The sequence below is a fragment of the Bradyrhizobium sp. AUGA SZCCT0177 genome, from assembly GCF_018130125.1.
GTDB lineage: Bacteria > Pseudomonadota > Alphaproteobacteria > Rhizobiales > Xanthobacteraceae > Bradyrhizobium.
Genome location: NZ_JAFCMA010000008.1, coordinates 138,532 through 160,858, shown reverse-complemented (window position 1 = coordinate 160,858; position 22,327 = coordinate 138,532). Strand labels below are relative to the sequence as shown.

18 protein-coding genes are annotated in these 22,327 nt (G+C 60.6%); 8 read left to right on the top strand and 10 right to left on the bottom strand.

All coding sequences use genetic code 11. The annotated features are described in order from the left end of the window. The first annotated feature begins 41 nt into the window (after positions 1–41). Positions 42–2,915, top strand: a complete 2,874-nt coding sequence (gene gcvP / locus JQ597_RS11975; protein ID WP_212264362.1) for an aminomethyl-transferring glycine dehydrogenase — start codon at positions 42–44, stop codon at positions 2,913–2,915. 35 nt (positions 2,916–2,950) lie between these two features. On the opposite strand, the gene JQ597_RS11970 is transcribed toward gcvP, so the two are convergent. Further along, a complete protein-coding gene (locus JQ597_RS11970) occupies positions 2,951–3,922 on the bottom strand; it encodes a hypothetical protein (protein ID WP_212264361.1) in 972 nt (323 codons plus the stop codon). Positions 3,923–4,035: 113 nt separating this feature from the next. Then, positions 4,036–5,124 (bottom strand): recombinase RecA, encoded by a 1,089-nt coding sequence (gene recA / locus JQ597_RS11965; RefSeq protein WP_212264360.1) that lies wholly within the window; start codon positions 5,122–5,124, stop codon positions 4,036–4,038. Between the two features lie 766 nt (positions 5,125–5,890). Between recA and JQ597_RS11960 the strand changes: the two genes are divergently transcribed. From JQ597_RS11960 to JQ597_RS11940, 5 genes are all read left to right on the top strand, one after another. Continuing rightward, positions 5,891–6,046 carry a hypothetical protein gene (locus tag JQ597_RS11960; protein WP_212264359.1) on the top strand — a complete coding sequence of 52 codons (156 nt, stop codon included), beginning with the start codon at positions 5,891–5,893 and terminating at the stop codon, positions 6,044–6,046. A gap of 802 nt (positions 6,047–6,848) precedes the next feature. Further along, on the top strand, positions 6,849–7,028 hold the full coding sequence (locus JQ597_RS11955; protein ID WP_212204474.1) for a hypothetical protein: 180 nt from the start codon (positions 6,849–6,851) through the stop codon (positions 7,026–7,028). 287 nt (positions 7,029–7,315) lie between these two features. Continuing rightward, entirely contained in the window at positions 7,316–7,489 is a 174-nt protein-coding gene (locus tag JQ597_RS11950; protein ID WP_192734190.1) for a hypothetical protein, read from the top strand. A gap of 272 nt (positions 7,490–7,761) precedes the next feature. Then, the gene (locus JQ597_RS11945; RefSeq protein WP_192734191.1) at positions 7,762–8,001 is read left to right on the top strand and encodes a PilZ domain-containing protein; all 240 of its coding nucleotides are present in this window, start codon (positions 7,762–7,764) and stop codon (positions 7,999–8,001) included. A gap of 837 nt (positions 8,002–8,838) precedes the next feature. Next, on the top strand, positions 8,839–9,018 hold the full coding sequence (locus tag JQ597_RS11940) for a hypothetical protein (RefSeq protein WP_212035073.1): 180 nt from the start codon (positions 8,839–8,841) through the stop codon (positions 9,016–9,018). Between the two features lie 127 nt (positions 9,019–9,145). On the opposite strand, the gene JQ597_RS11935 is transcribed toward JQ597_RS11940, so the two are convergent. Beyond that, entirely contained in the window at positions 9,146–9,376 is a 231-nt protein-coding gene (locus JQ597_RS11935) for a hypothetical protein (RefSeq protein WP_212264358.1), read from the bottom strand. Between the two features lie 84 nt (positions 9,377–9,460). Next, the gene (locus JQ597_RS11930; protein WP_212264357.1) at positions 9,461–9,739 is read right to left on the bottom strand and encodes a hypothetical protein; all 279 of its coding nucleotides are present in this window, start codon (positions 9,737–9,739) and stop codon (positions 9,461–9,463) included. 386 nt (positions 9,740–10,125) lie between these two features. On the opposite strand from JQ597_RS11930, the gene JQ597_RS11925 reads away from it, so the two are divergent. After that, positions 10,126–10,587 (top strand): PaaI family thioesterase, encoded by a 462-nt coding sequence (locus JQ597_RS11925; protein WP_212264356.1) that lies wholly within the window; start codon positions 10,126–10,128, stop codon positions 10,585–10,587. An 11-nt stretch (positions 10,588–10,598) separates the two neighbouring features. On the opposite strand, the gene JQ597_RS11920 is transcribed toward JQ597_RS11925, so the two are convergent. The 3 genes from JQ597_RS11920 to JQ597_RS11910 all read right to left on the bottom strand — a co-directional run bounded on the left by JQ597_RS11920 (position 10,599) and on the right by JQ597_RS11910 (position 13,071). Beyond that, entirely contained in the window at positions 10,599–10,892 is a 294-nt protein-coding gene (locus tag JQ597_RS11920) for an HdeA/HdeB family chaperone (protein ID WP_212264355.1), read from the bottom strand. Positions 10,893–11,234: 342 nt separating this feature from the next. Further along, on the bottom strand, positions 11,235–12,665 hold the full coding sequence (locus JQ597_RS11915) for a caspase family protein (RefSeq protein WP_212264354.1): 1,431 nt from the start codon (positions 12,663–12,665) through the stop codon (positions 11,235–11,237). Positions 12,666–12,837: 172 nt separating this feature from the next. Then, the gene (locus JQ597_RS11910) at positions 12,838–13,071 is read right to left on the bottom strand and encodes a hypothetical protein (protein WP_212264438.1); all 234 of its coding nucleotides are present in this window, start codon (positions 13,069–13,071) and stop codon (positions 12,838–12,840) included. A 196-nt stretch (positions 13,072–13,267) separates the two neighbouring features. Here JQ597_RS11910 and JQ597_RS11905 point away from each other — a divergent pair, with 196 nt between their 5' ends. After that, positions 13,268–13,675 carry a hypothetical protein gene (locus JQ597_RS11905; RefSeq protein ID WP_212264353.1) on the top strand — a complete coding sequence of 136 codons (408 nt, stop codon included), beginning with the start codon at positions 13,268–13,270 and terminating at the stop codon, positions 13,673–13,675. 807 nt (positions 13,676–14,482) lie between these two features. Here JQ597_RS11905 and JQ597_RS11900 read toward each other — a convergent pair. The 3 genes from JQ597_RS11900 to JQ597_RS11890 form a co-directional block, all read right to left on the bottom strand. Next, positions 14,483–17,842 carry an AAA family ATPase gene (locus JQ597_RS11900; RefSeq protein ID WP_249147717.1) on the bottom strand — a complete coding sequence of 1,120 codons (3,360 nt, stop codon included), beginning with the start codon at positions 17,840–17,842 and terminating at the stop codon, positions 14,483–14,485. Positions 17,843–18,320: 478 nt separating this feature from the next. Beyond that, positions 18,321–18,899, bottom strand: coding sequence for a hypothetical protein (locus JQ597_RS11895; RefSeq protein ID WP_212264351.1), 579 nt, complete (start codon positions 18,897–18,899; stop codon positions 18,321–18,323). Between the two features lie 2,399 nt (positions 18,900–21,298). Further along, positions 21,299–22,324, bottom strand: coding sequence for a hypothetical protein (locus JQ597_RS11890; protein WP_212264350.1), 1,026 nt, complete (start codon positions 22,322–22,324; stop codon positions 21,299–21,301). Between the last annotated feature and the right edge of the window lie 3 nt (positions 22,325–22,327).

Genomic DNA, 22,327 nt, shown 5'->3' with positions numbered 1-22,327 from the left:
CCGCCTTCGCGGGGCATGACGGCGAATAAAGAGGAATAGCCATGAACGCGCCGCTCAAGCATACCAACGAGGCCGCCACCGATTTCGTGCGCCGCCACATCGGCCCCTCACCCCGCGACATCGCGGCGATGCTGGAGAGCGTCGGCGCCAAGAGCCTCGGCGAGTTGATGAGCCAGACGCTGCCGTCCTCGATCCGGCAGAAGACGCCGCTCGATCTCGGGCGCGCGTTGAGCGAGACCGAAGCGCTGGCGCATATGGGGGAACTCGCCGCGCAGAACCAGGTGTTCACCTCGCTGATCGGCCAGGGCTATTCCGGCACCATTCTGCCCGCCGTGATCCAGCGCAACATCCTGGAGAACCCGGCCTGGTACACGGCGTACACGCCGTACCAGCCCGAGATCAGCCAGGGCCGGCTGGAGGCGCTGTTCAACTTCCAGACCATGATCTGCGATCTCACCGGCCTCGACGTCGCCAACGCCTCGCTGCTCGATGAAGCCACGGCCGCCGCGGAAGCGATGGCGCTGGCGGAGCGCTTCTCTGGCGTGAAGAGCAAATCGTTCTTCGTCGATGCGGACGTGCATCCCCAGACGCTGGCGCTGCTCCGCACCCGCGCCGAGCCGCTGGGCTGGAAACTGATCGTCGGCGATCCCCTCGCCGATCTCGACAAGGCGGACGTGTTGGGTGCGCTGCTGCAATACCCCGGCAGTTCCGGCACAGTGCGTGATCTGCGCCCCGCAATTGCGTCGCTGCGCGCCAAGGGGGCGCTTGCCGTCGTCGCCGCCGACCTGCTCGCGCTGACGCTGCTGGCCTCGCCCGGCGAACTCGGCGCCGATATCGCAATCGGATCGGCGCAGCGCTTTGGCGTGCCGATGGGTTACGGCGGGCCGCATGCCGCCTACATGGCGGTGCGCGACGCGCTGAAGCGCTCGCTGCCCGGCCGCATCGTCGGGCTGTCGGTGGATTCGCGCGGCGAGCCGGCCTATCGCCTCGCCCTGCAAACCCGTGAGCAGCATATCCGCCGCGAAAAGGCCACCTCCAACATCTGCACCGCGCAGGTGCTGCTGGCGGTGATCGCCTCGATGTACGCGGTCTATCACGGCCCCGAAGGACTGACGTACATCGCGCGCCAGGTGCACCGGCGCGCCGCCGTGCTGGCGGCGGGATTGAGCAAGCTCGGCTTTGCGCCGGCGTCACAGAATTTCTTCGACACCGTCACGGTGGCGACTGCTGCGAAGCAGGACGAGATCGTCGCGCGCGCCCGCACTGAGAGGATCAATCTGCGGATCAGTGACGGCACGCTCGGCATTGCCGTGGACGAGACCACGACGCCGGCCGTGATCGAGGCGGTGTGGCGCGCGTTCGGCGGCAAATTGTCCTACGCGGAAATCGAGATTGGCGTACGCGAGGACCTTCCGCCCGAGTTGAAGCGCGCCACCGCGTTCCTGACCCATCCGGTGTTTCACGCCCACCGCTCCGAGACCGAGCTGCTGCGCTACATGCGCAAGCTCAGCGATCGCGATCTCGCGCTCGACCGGGCGATGATTCCACTCGGCTCCTGCACCATGAAGCTCAACGCCACGGCGGAGATGATCCCGCTGACCTGGGCCGGGTTCGGCAGCCTGCATCCGTTTGCTCCGAACGAACAGGCCAGGGGCTATCACGCACTGTTTGAACGGCTGGAAAAATGGCTGTGCGACATCACCGGCTATGAGGCGATTTCGCTGCAGCCGAATTCCGGCGCGCAGGGCGAATATGCCGGGCTGCTCGCGATCCGCGGCTATCACGCCGCGCGCGGCGAGCCGCAGCGCAAAATCTGCCTGATCCCCTCCTCCGCGCACGGCACCAACCCGGCCTCCGCCGCGATGGTCGGCATGGACGTGGTGGTGGTCGCCTGTGACATCAGAGGCGACGTCGACGTAGATGATCTGCGCGCGAAGGCCGAGAAGCATTCGAAAAATCTCGCCGCGATCATGATCACCTATCCCTCGACGCATGGCGTGTTCGAGGAGCATATCCGCGATATCTGCGACATCGTGCACGGCCATGGCGGACAGGTCTATCTCGACGGCGCCAACATGAATGCGCAGGTCGGCCTGTCGCGGCCCGGCGATTACGGCGCCGACGTCAGCCACCTCAATTTGCACAAGACGTTCTGCATTCCGCATGGCGGCGGCGGCCCCGGCATGGGACCGATCGGCGTCAAGGCGCACCTCGCGCCGTTCCTGCCCGGCCACCCAGCGACCGATGGCGCTACCCCGCATCCGATCGGGCCGGTGTCGGCCGCCCCGTTCGGCTCGGCGTCGATCCTGACGATCTCCTACATCTACATTTTGATGATGGGCGGCGAAGGCCTGACGCGGGCGACCGAGATCGCGATCCTCAACGCCAACTACATCGCGGCGAAACTCGATCCGCATTTTCCGGTGCTGTACAAAAATGCAAAAGGCCGCGTCGCGCATGAATGCATCGTCGATCCCCGCCCGCTCAAAGCGACCAGCGGCGTCACCGTCGACGACATCGCGAAACGGCTGATCGACTACGGCTTCCATGCTCCGACCATGAGCTTTCCGGTGCCGGGCACGCTGATGATCGAGCCGACCGAATCCGAATCGAAGGCGGAGCTGGATCGCTTCTGCGACGCCATGATTGCGATCCGGAACGAGATCGCCGAGGTCGAAAGCGGCCGCTGGAAGATCGAGGCCTCGCCGCTGCGCCACGCCCCGCACACCGTGCACGACATCGCCGACGACGCCTGGGCCCGCGCCTACAGCCGCGCCGAGGGCTGCTTCCCGGCCGGCACCTCGCGGACGGACAAATACTGGTGCCCGGTCGGCCGCGTCGACAACGTCTATGGCGACCGCAACCTGGTGTGCTCGTGCCCGCCAGTCGAGGATTACGCGCAGGCAGCGGAGTAAGCTTCGTCGGAGCGCAGCGATACCCATCCTACAAATCAGGGCGCGACCAACGCGCGGTTCACCGGATCCCAGCGCCACAGATTGTCATTGGTCAATTCCGTCCCACCCCACCAGCGGTGCATCGGATTGTGCCGGCTGAAATCTTCAGCCTGCGCCAAGACGGCCTCGCCGAGCTTGGTCAGCGACAGTTTGCTCTTTCTGTATCGCACGAGACGGTCAGCGTCATCATGCATCTCGTCCGTAAACGGTCCCTCCTCGAGGCCGGCTACGGCAGGTGCCGGACCGCGAGCCAAGCCGTCCAGCAGCGCGCCGACCTCCCAATAGCCGAACACTCGCCGCGTGTTTTGCTTGTTGTGGCCCGGAAAAAGGTCGAACGGAGTTACGTCGCCGGCCGCGACCAGTTCCAGCATTCGCATTTCGGTCGCGCCTAGGCCGGTTGCAGGCCTGGGTAGTTCTTCGAGTAATTCCATCACGGTCTGCCGAAGCTGCGGCAAAGCGCTGAGATCCTTATCGAGCAAATCAGCCCAATGCCGCGGCGTCGGCTGTCGATAAGCGTGCCAAGCCATACTGGCCGCCTCGGTATGCTCAATTTGGATTCTAATGCCGGGCGGCTTCCATTCCGAAATCGTTTCCGGATGTTGTTGGGCAATGTCGACGTCCGCCTGATACAAGCTCAGTTTCGAGACGATACTCTTGCGCGAACTCAGGCAATCGAGAAGCTGAATGAGCAAGAGCTGTGCGTTCGGCTCGAGGTCGAACCACAATTCGACGGTCTCGCAGCGTTCGCAGAGATCAAGCGGCCCCACCTCTTCCGAATGAAACTTGCCAAGCCGGTGCGGTAGAAAACGATCCAGTAAGCCCGGCCCCAACATGGCTTCCAGCTTCGCGTCGGATGGCAATTCGCCCCAGACGAGCCGGAAGCCAAATGGAATTACGATATCGCCGACCCCGGCGCGCAGCAGGCACCCGCCTGCCGAATCGCTCGATGTCAAAACCAACCGCGTCATGTTCGTCACCCGCCTACACACAACAAAACGGGCACTGAAGACGTCGGCAACTCAACGTCCTCAGCACCCGCTATGTCGAAACCCGGATCATGCGATCCGAGGTCCGGAAAATCCTACTCGTCGGCCGGCTCTTCGCCGTCGGCGTCGCGCTCGGGGGGACCAGCCAGAATCTGTTCGGCGATCAGGCCGGAGTTCTGGCGGATCGCAGCCTCGATCTTTGCGGTCATGTCGGGATTGGCCTTGAGGAACGCCTTCGAGTTCTCACGCCCCTGCCCGAGCCGCTGGCTGTCATAGGAGAACCAGGCGCCGGATTTCTCGACGATGCCGGCCTTGACGCCGAGGTCGAGGATTTCGCCCATTTTGGAGACGCCCTCGCCATACATGATGTCGAATTCGACCTGCTTGAACGGCGGCGCCAGCTTGTTCTTTACGACCTTGACGCGGGTCTGGTTGCCGACGACTTCATCGCGCTCCTTGATCGCGCCGATGCGTCGGATGTCGAGGCGAACCGAGGCGTAAAACTTCAGCGCATTGCCGCCGGTGGTGGTTTCCGGCGAGCCGTACATCACCCCGATCTTCATGCGGATCTGGTTGATGAAGATCACCATGGTGTTGGATTTGTTGATCGAGGCGGTGAGCTTGCGCAGCGCCTGGCTCATCAGCCGCGCCTGCAGGCCGGGCAGCGCATCGCCCATCTCGCCTTCGAGTTCGGCCTTCGGCACCAAGGCGGCGACGGAATCCACCACCAGCACGTCGACCGCACCCGAGCGCACCAGCGTGTCGCAGATTTCCAGCGCCTGCTCGCCGGTGTCGGGCTGCGAGATCAGGAGCTCGTCGATGTTGACGCCGAGCTTGCGGGCATAGACCGGGTCGAGCGCATGTTCGGCGTCGATGAAGGCGCAGATGCCGCCCTTCTTCTGGGCTTCGGCCACCGTATGCAGCGCCAGCGTGGTTTTGCCTGAGGATTCCGGCCCGTAGATTTCGACGACGCGGCCTCTCGGCAGGCCGCCGACGCCGAGCGCGATGTCCAGCCCGAGCGAGCCCGACGAAATCGTCTCGATATCCATCGAGCGATCGTTCTTGCCCAGCTTCATCACAGAACCCTTGCCGAACTGGCGCTCGATCTGGGAGAGCGCGGCGGACAGGGCCTTGGTCTTATCCATGGAGGATCCTTCGACGATACGCAGGGCAGTGGCGGACATGGGTGCTCCTTATGGCGGGGATTCGCTAGCGGGACAAACGGACGACGAGGATCTCAGGGGATTCGACTGACGGTGAATGCTTGTACCACCTTTGTTCTATGTTCGCAATATGTTCTTTTAGAGAGATCGGTGCTGGCCCCTCTCAACCCCATTCTAAGTTAATGATCCCTTGTGATTTTTGAGGTGGCCCCTTTTGGCCCTCACCAGCGCCGCGATGTTGCCGCGCTCTGTTCATCCCCCTAAATGGGTAGGTCGGACCGGCCGGTACTGGCCTGTTTCGACCCCTAGTGGTGGCCGAAGTTGAAATGCGCAGTGGCCTTTTTTGGAGTGTTCACTTCGGAACCGACGTCCGGGATCGGAATTTTATAGGATCGGACATGCAAACCCTACGGTTAGGACCCGTCAGCAACGAGGTTGTATCATGCAGCGTCGCCGATCCGTTCCTCACACATTTGAAGATCGAATTGCAGCTGAGAAGGCCCGGTTGGAAGCACAGGCAACCAAGCTCAAACCTGGTCCTCAGAAGGAAGTGCTGCTCAGGAAGATCAGGCAGCTAGAGACGGCCTCTCACATCAACGAGTGGCTTTCCTCTCCTGGACTTCAACCACCAGAACCAGCCTAGAAAAGTAAGGCCGCCCTCAGTTGGCGGCCCTCTTTCCTTTGCAGGGACGCTTTCGTGACGACTGTCACAGTCGCCCCGATAGCCGCCCGGCATACTCGCTCCAGATCAACGGCGCACAAGGGCGCCGTAACGCGGAGCGGGACCATGAACAACCAGAATGAAATTCGCGAACTGACCGATGCGGAGCGACTGACCGACGATGCGCTTGAATCGGTCTCAGGGGGTAAAGTCATTTCGAAGGGCGTCATCAATTCCAGTGCAATCAGCCTTCCGAAACCCAGCTACCCGCCCGTCGCGTAAACGAGGCCGCCCGAGTCGGCACTGCCCGTAGTTCTCCGACCGTGAACAAGGCTCCGAGGCCGCCTCCGTTGGCGGCCCCTTCTTCGTCATCGTCCTCCAAGACTTCCTTTTGCTTTTGGCCTCGAGCAACTTTGATCAAGTTTGCCGATCTCTATCGGTCCATCTTCCCTTCGACCAATAACCGCACATTGATTTCGCGAACGACTTTGTTGCGCATCCAACCCGCAGCCAGCGTATTGCTATCCTGATCGTTGTCTCTCTCACCAGCAAAGGGCGCGCTGCCACCATCATTCGTGAAACTGGCTATCGAAGCACTGGCGCTTGCCGTGCCCTCGAAGCTGTCTTAAGCGCGCCCAAAGAAACGGCCCCAGCCTCGGGGAAGAGGCACTGGGGCCGCTTGTGCTGCCGGGGCAATTGGGACTGGCAGCGCCTTCACAACTCCGCCCATTGCCACTTGTTCCCGAAATTCTGTGTCCCTTTTCAGCAACCTTGTCCTGTCCCGGACGTATACTCCAGGCTGGGGCATTGCAATTTCCAGCTCGGGTGCAGCGCCGCCAAGCATTATTCAGCTTGGCGGCGTTGTGCTTTTGAGTGGCTACTTTGCCTTCACGGGTGTCCCATTTCGGCCAATACCCGACTCGGCATCATCGGCGGGGCCTATTCTACTTTGCATGGGGTTGTTTTCGCGATTTTGCGTCTGAGCCGTCGTGTGACGGTCATCACAGCGGTGCGTCGAGGGTCAGCCTATCCCTGACATCCAGGGTGGCGGGAATGGTCCTGCCCACGCAAACAGGAGACGGACATGACCGAACTCAACAACGAAATCTGCGAAATGTCGTTTGAACAACTCGAACAGGTCAGCGGCGGCGCCATCCTCGACCGGATCGTCGACGCGTACCTGAAGGCTTTGGGCGCCCGCTTGCTGGACGCCGTGCACCAGCCGCTGGTATCGCCGCAGAAGATGACCCTGCACATGCGATAGTGCCGGTCCGGCAAACCGGAATTGAGAGGCCGCCTTGCTTGGCGGCCTCTTTTGTTTGAGGACGCCGCCAGCGCCATCCAAGAATGCCTGACGTCCTATTTCGGCCAGTTGCGAGAAGCTGTGCTGACCGCGTATCCGCTCAACGCAACTTGTGCGGCGATGATCGGCGAATTGATCGGTGCCTTCGCTCGACGCGATTTGGAGTGTGCCAGCCGTCACAGCCAACGGGAACATCCGAGCGCACCCTTGCAACGTGATTGTCGTAATCCCCATCAAAGGAGAGACGCATGATTGAGATTGGCCAGAAGCCTATCGATGAACTGAACGTCGGCGAACTGACCATCGACGAACTGGACGCCGTGAACGGCGGCGGCCGTTTGAGCGATCTTTACCACCATGTCGTAGCCGTCATTCGCTTCCATACCGGTACCATCAGGAACATCGCGACAACCCTGCCGTAACCGACGCTTTGAAGAGGCCGCCTTTCATTGGCGGCCTCTTGGGCGACCTGAAAAATGCGTTCAAGGCGGGATCCGCAAAGGCTCCGGCGAGCGAACCTTAATGCGGCGCCAGGCCGTCGTCGCAAGGCGGCCTTCCCCCGTAGTTCTCCGGACAAGAACAAAGTTCCCAACCGGATGGTCGCCAGTTTTTCGCCTTGTGTTCGCGCCTTACCCCCGCGCGAACCCGGACCCACCATCCATTTGCAGGTGAATCAGTGCTATAATGAGATTCTATGGACGAGACCCGGATCGCACCGCGGCGTCGCACGTTGAAGGCCGGAACCATCGAGTTCGGCGGCGGCGGGATTGATTGCACCGTTCGGAATCTCTCGGCCTCCGGCGCAGCGCTCGAGGTCGTGACCCCGCTGTTCATCCCGGACCGCTTCACATTGTTCGTGCCATCAGAACAATTGAAGCGGCCGTGCCATATCGTCTGGCGCAAGGATAAGCGCATCGGCGTCACGTTCGATTAAGCCGCGCGCCGGTCGCGTCGCCAGAGCAAAACGACCCCGCCGCATGGGGCCATACGGACGGGGTCGCCGACAGCGGGGAATAATCTGGAGGACCACCCCACCGTCAGACAGATACGGCGGCAGCGATGCTTCGTTTCAGCATCGGATTTTTTTAACAGCAGACGTTGAACCTTTTGCAGGGCCGCCAAGACATATTGCTGCCTGGGACATTGCATCACTCGGGGTATAAGCCTGCGCCGCCAAGCGAGTATATTCCGCTTGCGCGGCGCGGTGCGTTTTGGAGAGGTCAGGAAGGTCAAAGACTGCCTCCGCGGGCATTCCAGGCGCTGCCGGCAAGCAACAAGCCGCGGCTCGTGGGCGCGCCGGCAAGGCGGCTTGGCCACCCCAACTGCCGAACGCGGGATTGCCCCTCGCATAGCGATCACCGCGTGTCACAGGCGCGCTTTATCGTTAGACGACCGCAAAGTACGCTATCGGACAAATGGAAACTTTGCCCGCCCAACTCAGTTAATTCAGTTGGCGTATGGGGAGATTCCCTATGAATCACAAAGGTATAGAATATACGCTGACAAGATCGGAAACCCCGGGGATCTGGAACTGGCAATTCCGGATCGGTGACCTCGTCAGATCGGGAAGAACGGAAGCGAGACTGCTCCTGCTCGCGATGCGCCGCGTTCAGCTGAAGATTGACCGCGAGCTCAGGCACACCGGGCGCGGAGCGACCTCCCAGTTCGGGGCCCCGCACCCGCCCATTCCCTCAACGGGCATCAAATAATATTTACAATCTAAAGTGACAATCTCGGATTGAATGCGGCTTGGGTCGGACAGGGCTGCTTCATGATCTACAAGGGCGTCGAATACACCGTGACTGCGGTTGCTCCGGGTATCTGGAAATGGCAATTCCGGATTGACGACAGGGTCGTCACCGGCAAAACCGAAGCCAAACTCTATCTGCTCGCGGTGAGACGGGTACAGCTGCGGATCAACCGCGAGCGGAAAAAAAGCGCATCTGGCTAGTTCGCCGTTCCCTGCATTGCCAGCACCATCTCGACAACCAAGCGGCCGCCTTGGCGGTGGCCGCGAACAAGCGCTGGGCTCCAAGTGCTGGCCCGCAGCACTAGACTTGCGACCAATGCCTGATTTTCTAGTCCGCGCTGGGAAGCCGCCGCATCGTGAATTCGATGTCGCCGCCGGGTAGTTCGCGCCAGCTCTCGACCGCGCTCAAATAGGCCGCCTTGGGATAGCGGCTGAGGAAATCGCGCGCCCTCGTCCGCGCTACCTCGCGCGGCAGCGTGAAGGTCTCGCGCAGATAGCCATCATCCGGCTTGCGCCGGGTGGCCATCCGGCTGGCCAGATCGCGCGGGCGCATGACCATGCCGCAACTCCGAAACACATGACGACACGTTCAATATAGGGCCGGCGGAGAACGATTCCGAGTCTGCGCTATGGGGGCTTTCGGCTAGCGAGGGGTATTGGCCGCACTGCCGGTCTTCGGCTTGGCTGGCGCAGCCGCCTTGGGCGTGTCGTTGCTGCGCACGGTTCCCCACGGATCGGAAGAGGCCTTGGAGTCGGGAATCTTCTTCAGCGATTCCTTGTAGGCCTTATCCCTGACCGCATCCTGTTCCTTCTCCTCCGGAGTCCTGGTGGCGACTTCAGGCATCAGGTTGAGATTGGGCATTTGCGCGTAAGCGGGCGCCATCAGCAACACCATCATCGCGGCCGCGCTCAGAATTCTCATAACAGGCTCTCCTTTGGGACGCTCTCCCCCGGCGTTTTCGGGCGGTATAGCACCGCCGCAGCCGCGCCGCCAAGCGCGCGCCCACGGTGGATCAAAGCCGGTCCGACTTGCAGGATTTGGGGGATTGCATCCAGTCGTCCCAGATCGGACCGCATTTGGTGCAGCCGCTAAGCGCAAGGCCCACGGCAATCAGGCTCGAAATCAATACCACCCGGCGAAACATGAACGCGCCCCACTCCCCGAAGCGGCGATCATGCCCCTCAAGTCTGGCATTTTCAAGCCAATGCAGGCGGTCGTTTGGGAATGCCGACCGGGCTTGCCATGGTCATTTCGGCCGAATGCCCCTTACAATGGGCGGATAAATATCGTCCGAGGAACAACCATTCATGCAACAGGAACAGACCGCGGCATTCGGCATCACGGAAGCAAAGCGGGTGCTGGACGAGGTGTTTGCACCGTGGGTGCTTGACCTCAATCTGTCGATCGAGGGTTTCGACTTCACCCCGCCGCCGGGTGGATCGGCCGACTGGCAGCCCGGTGCGATCCTGCGCATGCCGTTCTCGGAACGGCTGTGCCGCAATGGCGGCGTTGTCTCCGGCCAGGCGCTGATGGCGTTTGCCGACACCGCGATGGTGATTGCCAACGTGGCCGCCAATCGCGGCTATCGCCCGATGACGACGGTCGATCAGACCACGCATTTCATGCGCGCGGTCACCGCCTCCGACGTGCTGGCCGATGCGCGCGTTGTTCGCCTCGGGCGCACCATGAGCTTCGGCCGCGTCACGCTCTCCAGCGCCACCGACAACAAGCCGGTGGCGATGGTCTCGAGCGCGTTCGCGATGCTGTAGTTATTCAGGCGTTACTTGCCGAGGACCGATTCTGCGGCATTGACGATGCTCATCGTCGGATTCTTTCCGCAATAGGTGCCGAACTTCTTGGCGTTCTCGACGAACACGTCGGTGTCGATGATCGCCTCGTCGGAGTCGCCCTTGTACCAGCCGTCCATCCAGGTCAGCACCATCTTGATGGTGTCATCACCACCATCGACGAACTGCTTGCAGGTCATGGTCGACAGATCGAGCACGACGGCATGCGCCGGAACGGATGACAGCGTAAGCGCCGCCGCAAACAGGATCGAAACAGTCGTCTTCATGATGCTCTCCCTTGGCGCATGACAGCGAAAGCCGGCACCAATGCCGGAAAACCGCGCCAGCACGTTTCCCGGGCAATGTCGTAATCGAAATCCGAATGCATGCGCAAGCACCGCGTGTGCTCAATCGAACGTCCGCAATTACGCTGCGCTACATGGGATTCTCAAACAGAGCACGATAACGTTTCGCACGACGGCGGCGGTGCCAGCGCCACGCCGCGAGCACCAGCAGCGCGACAACGAGGGCGAGGCGAACAGGCCGATCAGGCTTCGCATGCTATCTCCGCAAGGAGAAGCGCCGCACGCGCGGCGCTCTCCTGCAAGATCGATTACGTGATTGCCGCTTCAGTATCTACCCCGGCCGCCCTGATGACCGCCGCCGCCATAGCCGCCGCCACCGATGCCAATCCCGATGCCGACGCCGACAGGCGGCCCGACGGGCTCATACACCTCGCGCGGCGGCGGGCGGCGATAGACCACTTCATCATCATAGTAGTCGGGCCCGCGCCCCCGCTTCGGCGGCGCACGCTCGACGCGCTTGGGCGGATCCGGATCGACGCGCTTGATCGGCGTATTGTTCTTCTTCAGCTGCGGCGCTGACGCCGGCGGGGTGCAGGGACAGGTCAGCGCGACGTTCTGCGGCGTAGCGCCACCGCTCACCGCCACCGCCGGGATGATCTCGGGTCGGTTGCGCAGGCGTTCTTCCATCGTGCGTGCGGTCGGCGTCAAATCGCTGTCCGGGAACCTCGTCAGGAAGGCGCGATAGCCCGCCGCGGTGTTGGTGATCACCGCATTGTTCCACGCCACCATGCGCTTGTGCCGATTGAGCCAGTCGCGGGCCAGCGCACCGAGCGGAGTCTGCGCGTACAGAACGGCAAACGCCTCGTAGGATTCATCGGTGCCATCGGCGACGATGATTTCATTCGCGGCCTCGACCGGCTTGCCCTTCAATTCGCGCGTCCACTCCTCGACGGTTTTCTTGGTCGCAGCCAGCTTCGGGCCGGCCACCGGGGTGCCGGAAAATCTGAAATCCTCGGTCAGCGAGGAGCTGTCCCACGGCGTCTGCCGACCGTCGGTCGCCTTGTTGACCGACACGCGCGTGCGCTTGAAGGTTTCCTCGATCGGGATGTTGGTTTCCTTGGCCGCGGCGATCAGCGCGGTGGTGTAGGGACTGTTGCTGCCCGTGCCGTCCTCGGCCACCGCACCGGGTGAGGTCGAGAACGACAGGAACGTATTCGGCGCGCCGATCTTGGCGTCGATGATCGCGAGCCCGCCGCCCGCGCTCTTGGCAATGCTGGGGAACGGATTGTTACGGCAGGCATCGAGCAGCAGGATACGCATCTTGCTCGGCGCCGAGGTCAGCGTGTTCAAGACGTCGTTCAGCCGAATCGCCTGGATCGGAATGTCGGATTCCCGCTTCGGATCGATGTCGACCGGCACCAGAAAATTCTCGCCGTCGATCTGCACGCCATGTCCGGCGTAATACACCAGCGCGATGGAATCGCCGCCCTTGGACGCGACCTTGCCGGCGAACTCGGAGAGCTGGTCGCGAATCTGGCTTTGCGACAGATCGGAAGCGGTCGAAACCTCGAAGCCGGAATCGATCAGCATCTGGCTGACCGCCTTGGCGTCGTTGATCGGATTGGGCAGCGCCGGAACGGATTTATAGGCCGATTGACCGATCACCAGCGCGAGACGGCTTTCGGCGGAGGCGGAATGCGCGCCCAGCAGCAGCGCCGCCGGAAACACCAGATGGAAAAGCGCGTGACGAAACATGGGGCCACCTCCGGCAATGCAGGCTGCAAATTGGTCAAGGTCTTGGTGGTAAAGGTTCAAGCAAGTCAGGCAGTGTGAGGTGGGACACAGACTCAGTTCAACGACGAATTTGTCGCAGGCATAAATCCAACGCGATTGATGTAATCAATTTGGTTTACTTGGATTTCTTGGATTACTTGGATTTCCTGGCGGGTTCCGCCGGGCGCGCGACGCCCCAGGGATCGTATTTTTCCTTCGGTTCGGGAATTCGATCGAGCGCAGCCTTGTAGGCTTTCTCGTCCACCTTCGGCTTGGTGTCCTGCTTCGCTCTCGTTTCCTCAGCACCACCTTGCTGTCGCCGGCCCTGGGCGTGCGCCGGCATCGCAAGCAACGCCAGAATGAATGCCGCAATCGTAATGGTCTTCATCGCCCTTGCTTTCTTCGCCATCCTGTTCGGCTACGTTCCGTCGGGATGATGGCAATCCCGGGATCGGTATCCGGGGCATGATAGCCTGTCCGGATGCGCTGTTCAGCAAATGTTGATCGGCGTGACCCGATCGGCCGCACAATTTGATCGCCGCCGGGGGGCGCAATTTTCGCCGTCCCGGGGTAGAAAGCCGGCGATGGGGCGGGTCATTGTTCACATTGCGTTGATCGCGGGCGTTGCGCTTGTGCTGGCAGGCTGCGGCTTTGCCGACGTCCGCTCGCCGGTGCCGGAATTCATGCGCGCCAAAGCACCCGAACCGCCGCCGCTCGAGGCACCGCCGGACCTCAAGCGTCTGCTCAGCGAAAAACTGGATTCGGTGTTCCTGGCGGCATCCAATCCGAGGGGAGTACAGTTCTCGGCACCGCGCCCCGAGCTGCGCGGAACGGGCTGGACCGCCTGCGTCAAGGCTGAGCTGACCTCGGTGAACGGCAAGCCGCTCGGCACGCAAACCTATCGTATCACGATTTCCAACGGCGCGATTTTCGATCGCCGCCACGTCGAGGCGGAAGACACCTGCGCGACGGAGAGCTACGAGCCGGTTTAGCGGGGTCGGTGCAGCCGGTGCGTTGCAACGGATTCGAATTTTAAAGAGCGCCGTCGTCCCGGCGCAGGCCGGGACCCATACCGCGTGATCTCTCTATGAAGCTCGGTAGCAGAGACCATTCGCAAAACTTCTTCCTGTGGTTATGGGTCCCGGCCTTCGCCGGGACGACGTGGAAATAGTTTCGCATTCTCGCGACGCGATGCGCCCGAGTTATAGAAAATTCTTCACCCTCGAAAATCAGAGGGCGCAGGGAATGCCGGATGCGCGCTGCACCCGCGGTCCCGTGTGCGGTTAGTGCTAAGTAGGCTGCACACGAGCATACAGGGCAGCGGAGAACATCCGACATTCCCTGCGCAATGGCTTTACGGCTTATGCCGTGATCTCCCCGGAGACGAGTTCTTGGTTGACTCCGTCACTGCCGTTTCCGCTTGCGCTTCTCCGACAGCTTGACGCCTGCAACGGGCGCCAGGACCACACGGTTTTGCCGTACGCTTAATCCACGCCGTCGTCAGACGTGAACCAGGCGTCCACCGCGACCCGTCCCTCGTTGTGACGATGGCCAACGCCCCTCTGAGTGGGACGGGATGGGTGAGAATGTGCTGGTGATTTGGGGTCGAAGGGAAGTGGAATATTTTTGTTTTTCCGAAATGTTAGACTTGACTGATTTCTGAAAATAAGAACTGATTTGCCCGTCGGGTTGATTTGTCGCATCCGTCGCGCGCAGAACGAAGGCACCAAAAGATTGCTGCGGCAGCATTAACTTCCGCGTGGCAGCGAGCAGGTTAAGAACCGCAGGGCAAACAGGCGTTAGACGGCAAGACCCCATCGAGCCGTATACGTCGCCACAGCCGTCAACAAACACTTGTGCAGGTAATCGTCGGCATCAAAATTTTTCGCGAGAGTGCGTAGAACCGTCGAAAAGCGGTTCTGGTATTTAATCGCCTCCTCGGTTTCTCCCATACTCATGTAGATTTCGGTAGCGGCGCTATAAACTCTCCAGGCGGCGAGAGGAAAATCGGCATCGTCGACAATCGGCAAGGCGCGGGACAAGTGATCCCGTGCCTCCTCCCAGTCGCCTGCCGCAAACGCAATCCGGGCCAACAGACCATGGGCGAGCGCCAGATGATTGCGATCGGGCGCCGGAGCGGCGTAGTCGCGAAGCTGGACGGCCCAACTACGCGCCTTATTCAATTCGGCAATCCGCAGACAATATTCACCCAGGCAATAATAGAGTTGGGTGAATATCGTGAAGTCCAGCGGGACGCCATCCTCCTCGAGGCGGTGCTGGACATCGTCGAATTGTTTGCTTGCTTGTCCCAGGTCGCCCAGTCCTACGAAGGCCTTCGCCAAGACCGCTCGATGAATAAAATAGGCGAACTGATTTCTGTTGAGGATCCTGTCGTCGACGCTTTCGCAGAGCGCCCGGGCTCCATCAAAATCCATCGCCTCGGCGTGCATCCATGCGAGTGTCAAACGGCACAACGCACTGGCCGGTGCGTTTGCGTTCTTCGTCGCCAACTCCATGGCCGTCGTGGTTTCGAGCTGCAGTTCCCGCCACTTGCCCAGATGGATTAGCGCGGTCGAGTCCAGGATGTTGAAAATGACGAAGACGTACACATCTCCGGCCTCGCTTGCCAAGCGTTTTCCATGCGCGGCGGAGCGACGACACTCCTGGTACCGCGACCTCCAACAGTCGAGAATGCCCTCGATCCCGTAACGACGGAGCAGCGTGCCGTGGTCTTGCGCGCCTTCGCTCAATTCCATCGCTTTCCTGCAAAGAGCGGCATCCTTGTCCTGCCATCCCTTGAGATACAGGTTGATGCTGGCGCTGCTGCCTTGGACCATAGCCTTGAAGGCGTCATCCTCGAGGTTTTGGCTTCTGGCCAGCACATCTTCAGCTGCCTTGAGGCAGGCTTTCCGATCGGCATGCAAGCAGTACCGACTAAGCGCGAGAAGCCCGGCGACCTCCTGCCGAAGCTCGCCGGCTTGTCGTGCGCAGGCAATCATTTCGTTGAGATCACTTACGGAGCCGGCGAGATTGCCACTTGAGCGAAGGGCCAGGCTACGCTGTCGCAATACGGAAATGCGCGCCCGGAACCGGTCGGCCGCATCGGAGCGATCAAGAATACTTAGACCGCGCGTCAGATAGCTGGCCGCTTCCGAGTGGCCGAGCCGCTTGGCGGAACTTTCCGCCGCTTGTGCGAGATAGCGCAAGGCGCTTGCAAAATCGCGGCCTTGCTCAAAATGGAGCGCGAGCACCGATGCGATTTCCGAGGTGCGGTGATCAAACGCCTTTTCCAATCGATTGCCCAAGCGCCTGTGCAATTGCACGCGCTCTCCCGTTGCAAGATGCTGATAAATGACATTTTGATAGAGAATATGACGGAAGGCATATGATCCCGAATACGTGCCATCCGGCCAGTCGGTTGCACTCGCCCGGACCAACATATGGTCCTTGCGGGCTAATGTATCCAGGTCACGTTCAACCTCGACGGTGTCGCGCAACAAGCCCGCGGCCACCAGCGCCGCAGAAAACTCCACACCGGCCACGCTGGCAACGTTGAGCAGCCGCCGCTCCTCTTCCGTAAGGCGGGTTACCTGATAGGTGATCATATTCAGCAAGTCGTCCGGCACATCATCCTGAGAAATCGCCTTCTCCGATGACAGGCGCCAGACGCCGTCCATTTCGACAACCGCTCGCTGATCGATGTAATGCTTGAGCAGCGATGCGATGAACAAGGGCTGCCCTTGGGTTCGCTCGAACACGGCGCCGGCCATGGCTGGAGCGAACGCGCTGTCGCCAAATCGCAGCCCAACATATTGCTCGACTGCCGCGCGCGACAATCGATCTAGTCGCAACTCGGTGCAACACCCGTGGATCTCCAGATCCTGATGCAACCGCCGGATTGGATGACCGCCAATGGCACTATCAGCCGGCCGATAAGAACCCAGCACCAGCACCGACGCCTTGCGAGTGCCTCGCGCAAAGCGAGACAGCATGTCCAGCGTTGCAAAGTCGCTCCAATGTAAATCCTCAAGAACAAAGGCCCACGGACGAATTGTACTCAGTGCTTCCAAGAGATCGCAAAATTCGCGCAGCATGCGCTCGCGGGTGGCGCCAAATACTTCGCTTTGGAGCGCAGCACGCTCGGCCGCATCGACCGCGCCCGGTATGTGCAGCAGCCAGGTTGGCGCGTGGTTACGAATTGCCGTCAGCAGTTCTTCACCATCTGCCGCGCGACAGCGGGTTACCAGAGCGTCGATCAGGGGCAGGAAGACTTCATCGGTTCCAAACCTCTCCGTGCAACGCCCGTACAACAAATCGACGCCGTGCTGCGCTAACTGGGCCACGGCCATTTCGATGAAGGCCGTCTTACCGATTCCAGCCTCTCCAGTGACGAGAGCGATTTGTCGCTGCCCGGTCAGCATGCGTTGGGTTATCCGTTCCAACGACTGGAGTGTGGCGTCACGCCCGACCATCTGGTGCGATCTCGGATCGGTCAGCACTGAAAGAGCCGGCGCGTTTTGGTCGCCGGCCATTGACTGGGGTGGCCATTCTGATTCAGCCGTGCCAGTAGCAGATCGCACTGCAAGTAGTTCGCGGAATGCCGTCTGACCATCAAGTGCAGTGGTTGGACCGTTTGGGCGAACCCGCCAGACGTGTATCGGTTCGGTGATATTCTTCAATGTCCGAGAACCCATATCGTCGTAATCGAGGCCGACCTTGGCCCGAATCTGTCGGCGGGCATCCTCGGAAATGCAGATGCCACCCGGTTCTGCAATCCCTTCGAGGCGCACAGCAATATTGACCGCGTCACCATAGATATCATGCTCTTCTATGATGATATCACCGACGTGAATGCCTATACGAAGCTCGATCCGTTCGTTCTGTGGCACGTTAACGTTTCGTTCGGCCACACCGCGTTGAATTTCGTCGGCACATCGCACGGCGTCGACCACACTAGCGAACTCGACAAGCGCGCCGTCACCCGTGTTCTTGACGATGCGTCCACGATACTCGGTGACTTTGGGGTCAAAGAGGACCGCTCTCAGAACCTTGAGTTGCTCTACGGTCCCTTCTTCGTCGATTCCTATCAAGCGGCAAGAACCCGCAACATCCGCCACCAGAATCGCCGCGAGTCGCCGCTCTAAATGCTGGTTGCTCAAGGGCACCCCCAAGGCTCGGAAATTAAACCGTCAGTAGCATACTTGGTGGCCGGTGTCTGGCTATGCGCATGTCAAGGCCGTGTCAAAAGCCGCGCTCGGAGGCCAAACTCGCCGGTGTGCCGATGGGTCAGAAAGGGAAAACAGGCCAGGTGTGGCTGACCGTCACGGACAATAGGCGCCGCCTAGTAAATGCGACGTCGCTGTTTCTTGTCCACACTCCAGCTTTGCTAAAAAATTAGAGTGTTGCGCTGACCAATTGAGCCCACCGTCAAAAGCCAACCCGAAATGCCCGCTTCTGGCGGCAAAGCGGGCTCGCTAATATGTCGCTGTCCGCCAGGTGCCAGCAGCAGACACCAACGAGCGGACGTACAGAGATCATGAGTGCGTAGCCGGCAGCATGAGGCGCCTTCTCGTCAATTCGACATGTTCCGGCTGATGCAAGGCTCGGAGAAGGCGGAGACTGATTGGCAGCTCCGCCTCAGACCGCTTCCGTCCAGCTTTCCGAGAATGCCAACGCCGACGTCGAGAATGGCCGCCCCTCGCGCTCCCGCGGCCAGGATCGGCCCTGCGCCTCGACGCCGTTGCGGACGAGACGCGTGCCGAGCGCCGGGATCAGCACGGTGCACACGCCGTAGCGCCGGTCGGGAATCTGGTTCGGCTGCGAGTGGATGAGCAGCGGTTCGCCGATATCGAACCAGGTAAGTGAGATGTCTTCGCCGTGCGACTTGATATGTTCAGTCCAGAAGTAGCGCGGATCTCCGGCTTTGGAGAATTGCGCGTCCGCACAAGGGATGGCTATGTCGGAAAGTTCGGCATTGAGCATGCCCTGTACGGTAGACTGCAGCCACCGCGCCATCGCGATGTTGTCGGAGTAAATGCGCCAGCGACCTTCCGTCAGCTCGCTCTTCAAGTAGAGAACGTGTCCGGGACCAGCCGGCGAAAAAATGATCCGCCAATAGCTCGCCTCTGTCGAGTTCGGTTCGCCGTCCTTCGGGCTCAAGCGGATAAACGGGTTCTCGCCCGTCAGGATCGTTTTGTTGGGATCGGCGATGCTCATGTAACGGGTCTCCCTCTCAACTTCTCATGATACGTCGTTGTATGTCTGCTTTACGCCCCAGGGCGGACATTGCGATCATTCCGCGTGATACTAACGGTTCGCGTCATCGCTGCAAGGCGTACGGCTGACGTCCGCTTTGGATCATTCGCGTCGGTTTGACCGGACCACGGCGACTTCCGGTCTACCGCGGTGAACGGACATACCAGCGGCCAACTACCGGCGTAATCGGGCGCTATCGCGCTGGATACGATGATGCGCGAAGCCGTGCACCAAAGGGCGAGCAACAGTCGCTGGCCGGAAGTAACCAGCGGTAGTTATAGGGCTCGACTGCGTAAACCTTCGCAGACGCGGGACCCTGCGCGCAGCGGCGTCCACCGAAGCGACCTTCAACTGCGAAAGGAGTGCCTGATTTGTCGCAGCATCGACATAGTACCGTCGGTGTACCTGCCATTACAGAAGTACTGATCTAGCTGCGATGCACCAAGCATAAGCAAGACTGCAATCACGAAGCCCTTGAACATAGTGGGCCTCCTATGGAGACCGCCAACCGGGCCGGTCGGATTAAAGCGTTTCGGAAATTCGCTATCGCTCGTCGCGACCTATCTGCAATGGCGGAAAGCTTGACAATGACTGGTAACTAATCCCTTAAAGGGCAGCACAGCGCGCGTTGGCATCGCAAAGCCCGGGCTGCCGTTTGAGACGGCCGTCCAGACGGAAGAACAAGCGACTTGATGAAAGTCCGACCGGCCAGCGTGAGCAAATCGCCTGGAGGCGGCATGACATATTGGACCGTAGGTGTCGTCGCAATCTTGTTGGCGGTCTCTCCCGCCGTTGCGAGCGCGCAGGTGAGCTGCGAAGCAATACCTCACGGACCCGTGCGCACCGATTGCTACCTAGGCCTAAGTCAGTTCCATCGTGGACAATCCAACCTTGCCGCTGCCAGAGCGCGCGCACAATCAGACGCCGCGTGGTATCGCGCAATTACTGGAACAGACCCTCCGAAGCCCAAACCACATCGGCGACGACACTGACTTGGCCGTTGATCAGGGGGTGTTGGGGTCCTGAGTCCCTAACACAAGCGGAAAACGGCCCCAGCGGCGGGGCAGCGACTGGGGCCGTCTTTCATCGGGTACACCGTGGGGGACGTTGCACCCGGTCGTGTAGAATCAAGCAATCTCGGCAACAATCGTTCCATTGCTTAGAAAGCGTGCCCCCGTTCGGCTCGGCCTCATTTCGCCGCCTATGAACTGGTTCCAGATCAATCTGCAGGTCTCTCGCCGCGCCGCTGCGAAACCTCCGACAAGCGAAACCATCATTGCGAGAAAATCATGATGATCATGAATACAAATACGAACGCACTCGCGACGACTCCATAAATTAGATCGCCGCGTTCGCGTTTCGTCATGCTTTGGATCCCAACGGTCAGGCCCCGAACGCGACGCCGACGAAGTCAGCGTCTCGCCAGACCAAGCGACACTCCCGAACCGTCCGAAAATTATCGAACGACAGATCGAATTCCACCGGCAACACGTTTAGCCGCTCCAAACGAACGCCGGCTCCAGAATTCGTCACGTCGCGAACGCAACAAGGAAGGACACCGGCCCCGCCATGAAAGTATAACAGCGCGCCCCGATTGATGTGCGTCCGGCCGATCGCGCGACGCTCTCGACCTGCGGACTTTAGCACTTGCTCGACAGTCGACATGGCAGTCCCGTGAAGCGTGCAGCAGGATCAATTTGAGCGGGACGCCGCCTACAGCGGCGCCCCTAGTCGAGCGGTACGCTGGATTGGTGATCTGGACACCTCTCAAATCCGCACGACTACCCGGAATGATAGGCCTGCGTTCGCACGCGGCAACGAAACTCGCGTATTAAGCTTGATACGCTCGCTGCGGGTTAATTCTGGAACCGGATGCGGTCGTGGCCTCAAACCTAACGTCCGCTCTTTCCCAAACAGCAGACATCACGCATCAAGGCCGCCACTTCCGAAACGTACCAACAACGGTCATTCCGGCATGCCAACGATCCGGAAAGCCTGCGCCCATCTTTCGATATGGTCAGGTCGACGATATCGCGCCAGGATTCCGGAAATGCGCAGGTTTGGATCCAGTTGCATTGCGTGCGCACAGGCCTCTCGTGCTTGATCGACCCGTCCGGACATCACACGGCATGCCGCCAGAACGTATTGTCCGGCCACAAATTTGGGTTGTTGTCTGGTAGCGGCTGCCGCCCACGATGAGGCATCCTCGTTGCGGCCAGCTAAAAATAGGCCATGGCCAGCCCGTTCTGGGTGTTGAAGATCAATGGATCCAACGGGCTCAAACGCAGCGCGATCTTGAATTGCTGGGGCCGTGATTATCTGCTTGACCTCCCATGACGACGAGATCTGTCGAGTGCCTTTCAATCCGGGTGTGCCGCTTCCCACTCTTTTGCGGCCATCACCGACTCTTCGAAAGCTGCGCCGCTTTCAAGTAGCGCACGTTTGAGCGCAGGTTCGAGCGGCTGCTCGGCGCCGCTATCGTCCAGCGGCATCCTGTCCTCACGCACCGCCGTCATTAGCCGCGCAATCTCGCCTGCCGCGTGGGCCGGTGTGTGCATAAGCACCAAGCGGCGCATCGGCATGGGGTTGTTCGGCAGGTGACAACTGTCGCATTGCGCGTCGCGCATCCGCAACGCCAGCGTCCTGTAGGTGGAGTCGAGCCTTGGCAGATGGGGATTGTTATGTCGGAACAAACCGTCGAAGAGCGTCACGCGCGGCTGGATGCTTCCTTCCTTGTCCATCCACATCCATTTGCCGTCAAACTTGGGCCATATCGGTTCGGTGGAGACAACAGGGCTATCGCTGCCCCGCTCGGTAAATTGCCCGATGACGATCTTCGCGGTCTTAGGATTGACCCAGAGCAGAACCGAATTGGCGGTCTGATAAACACCCCACTTCGCCTCTTGATGCCAGAACGGATACGGAAACTGCCCAGGCGGCAACAGGTTGCGGAACCCTGCACGCAGACGGATCAGGTACAATCGCTCGCGCTCGACGTACTCGGTGCCGTACTCACCGCTGAACATGAACAGCGGCAAGTAGAGGCCGGCAATGACATCGGGCGCGAACTGCGTGAGATTGGTGTTATTGAGCGATGCCCCGGCGTCCTGATTCCGGCGGCCCCACAGGAGTCTCGTCGCGAGGCTGCGCCGCAGCGCGGAGTCGCCGAATAGGCTGCGCCGGCATTGGTCGAAGGCTGCCTGGTCCGAGGGGGCAGCAGGGGGACAGATCTGCTGCAACTCGAGCGCGACCTCCAAGGCCATCCCTTTGATCTGGTCCACAAGGTCGGGCATATCGTCGTCGGTCTCCGCCGCATCAGCGGCAAGGAACACGGAGAGCAACAACGCGCCGCCAGTAAGCAGGCGCCTTGAGATGGCTCCGAGCATGGG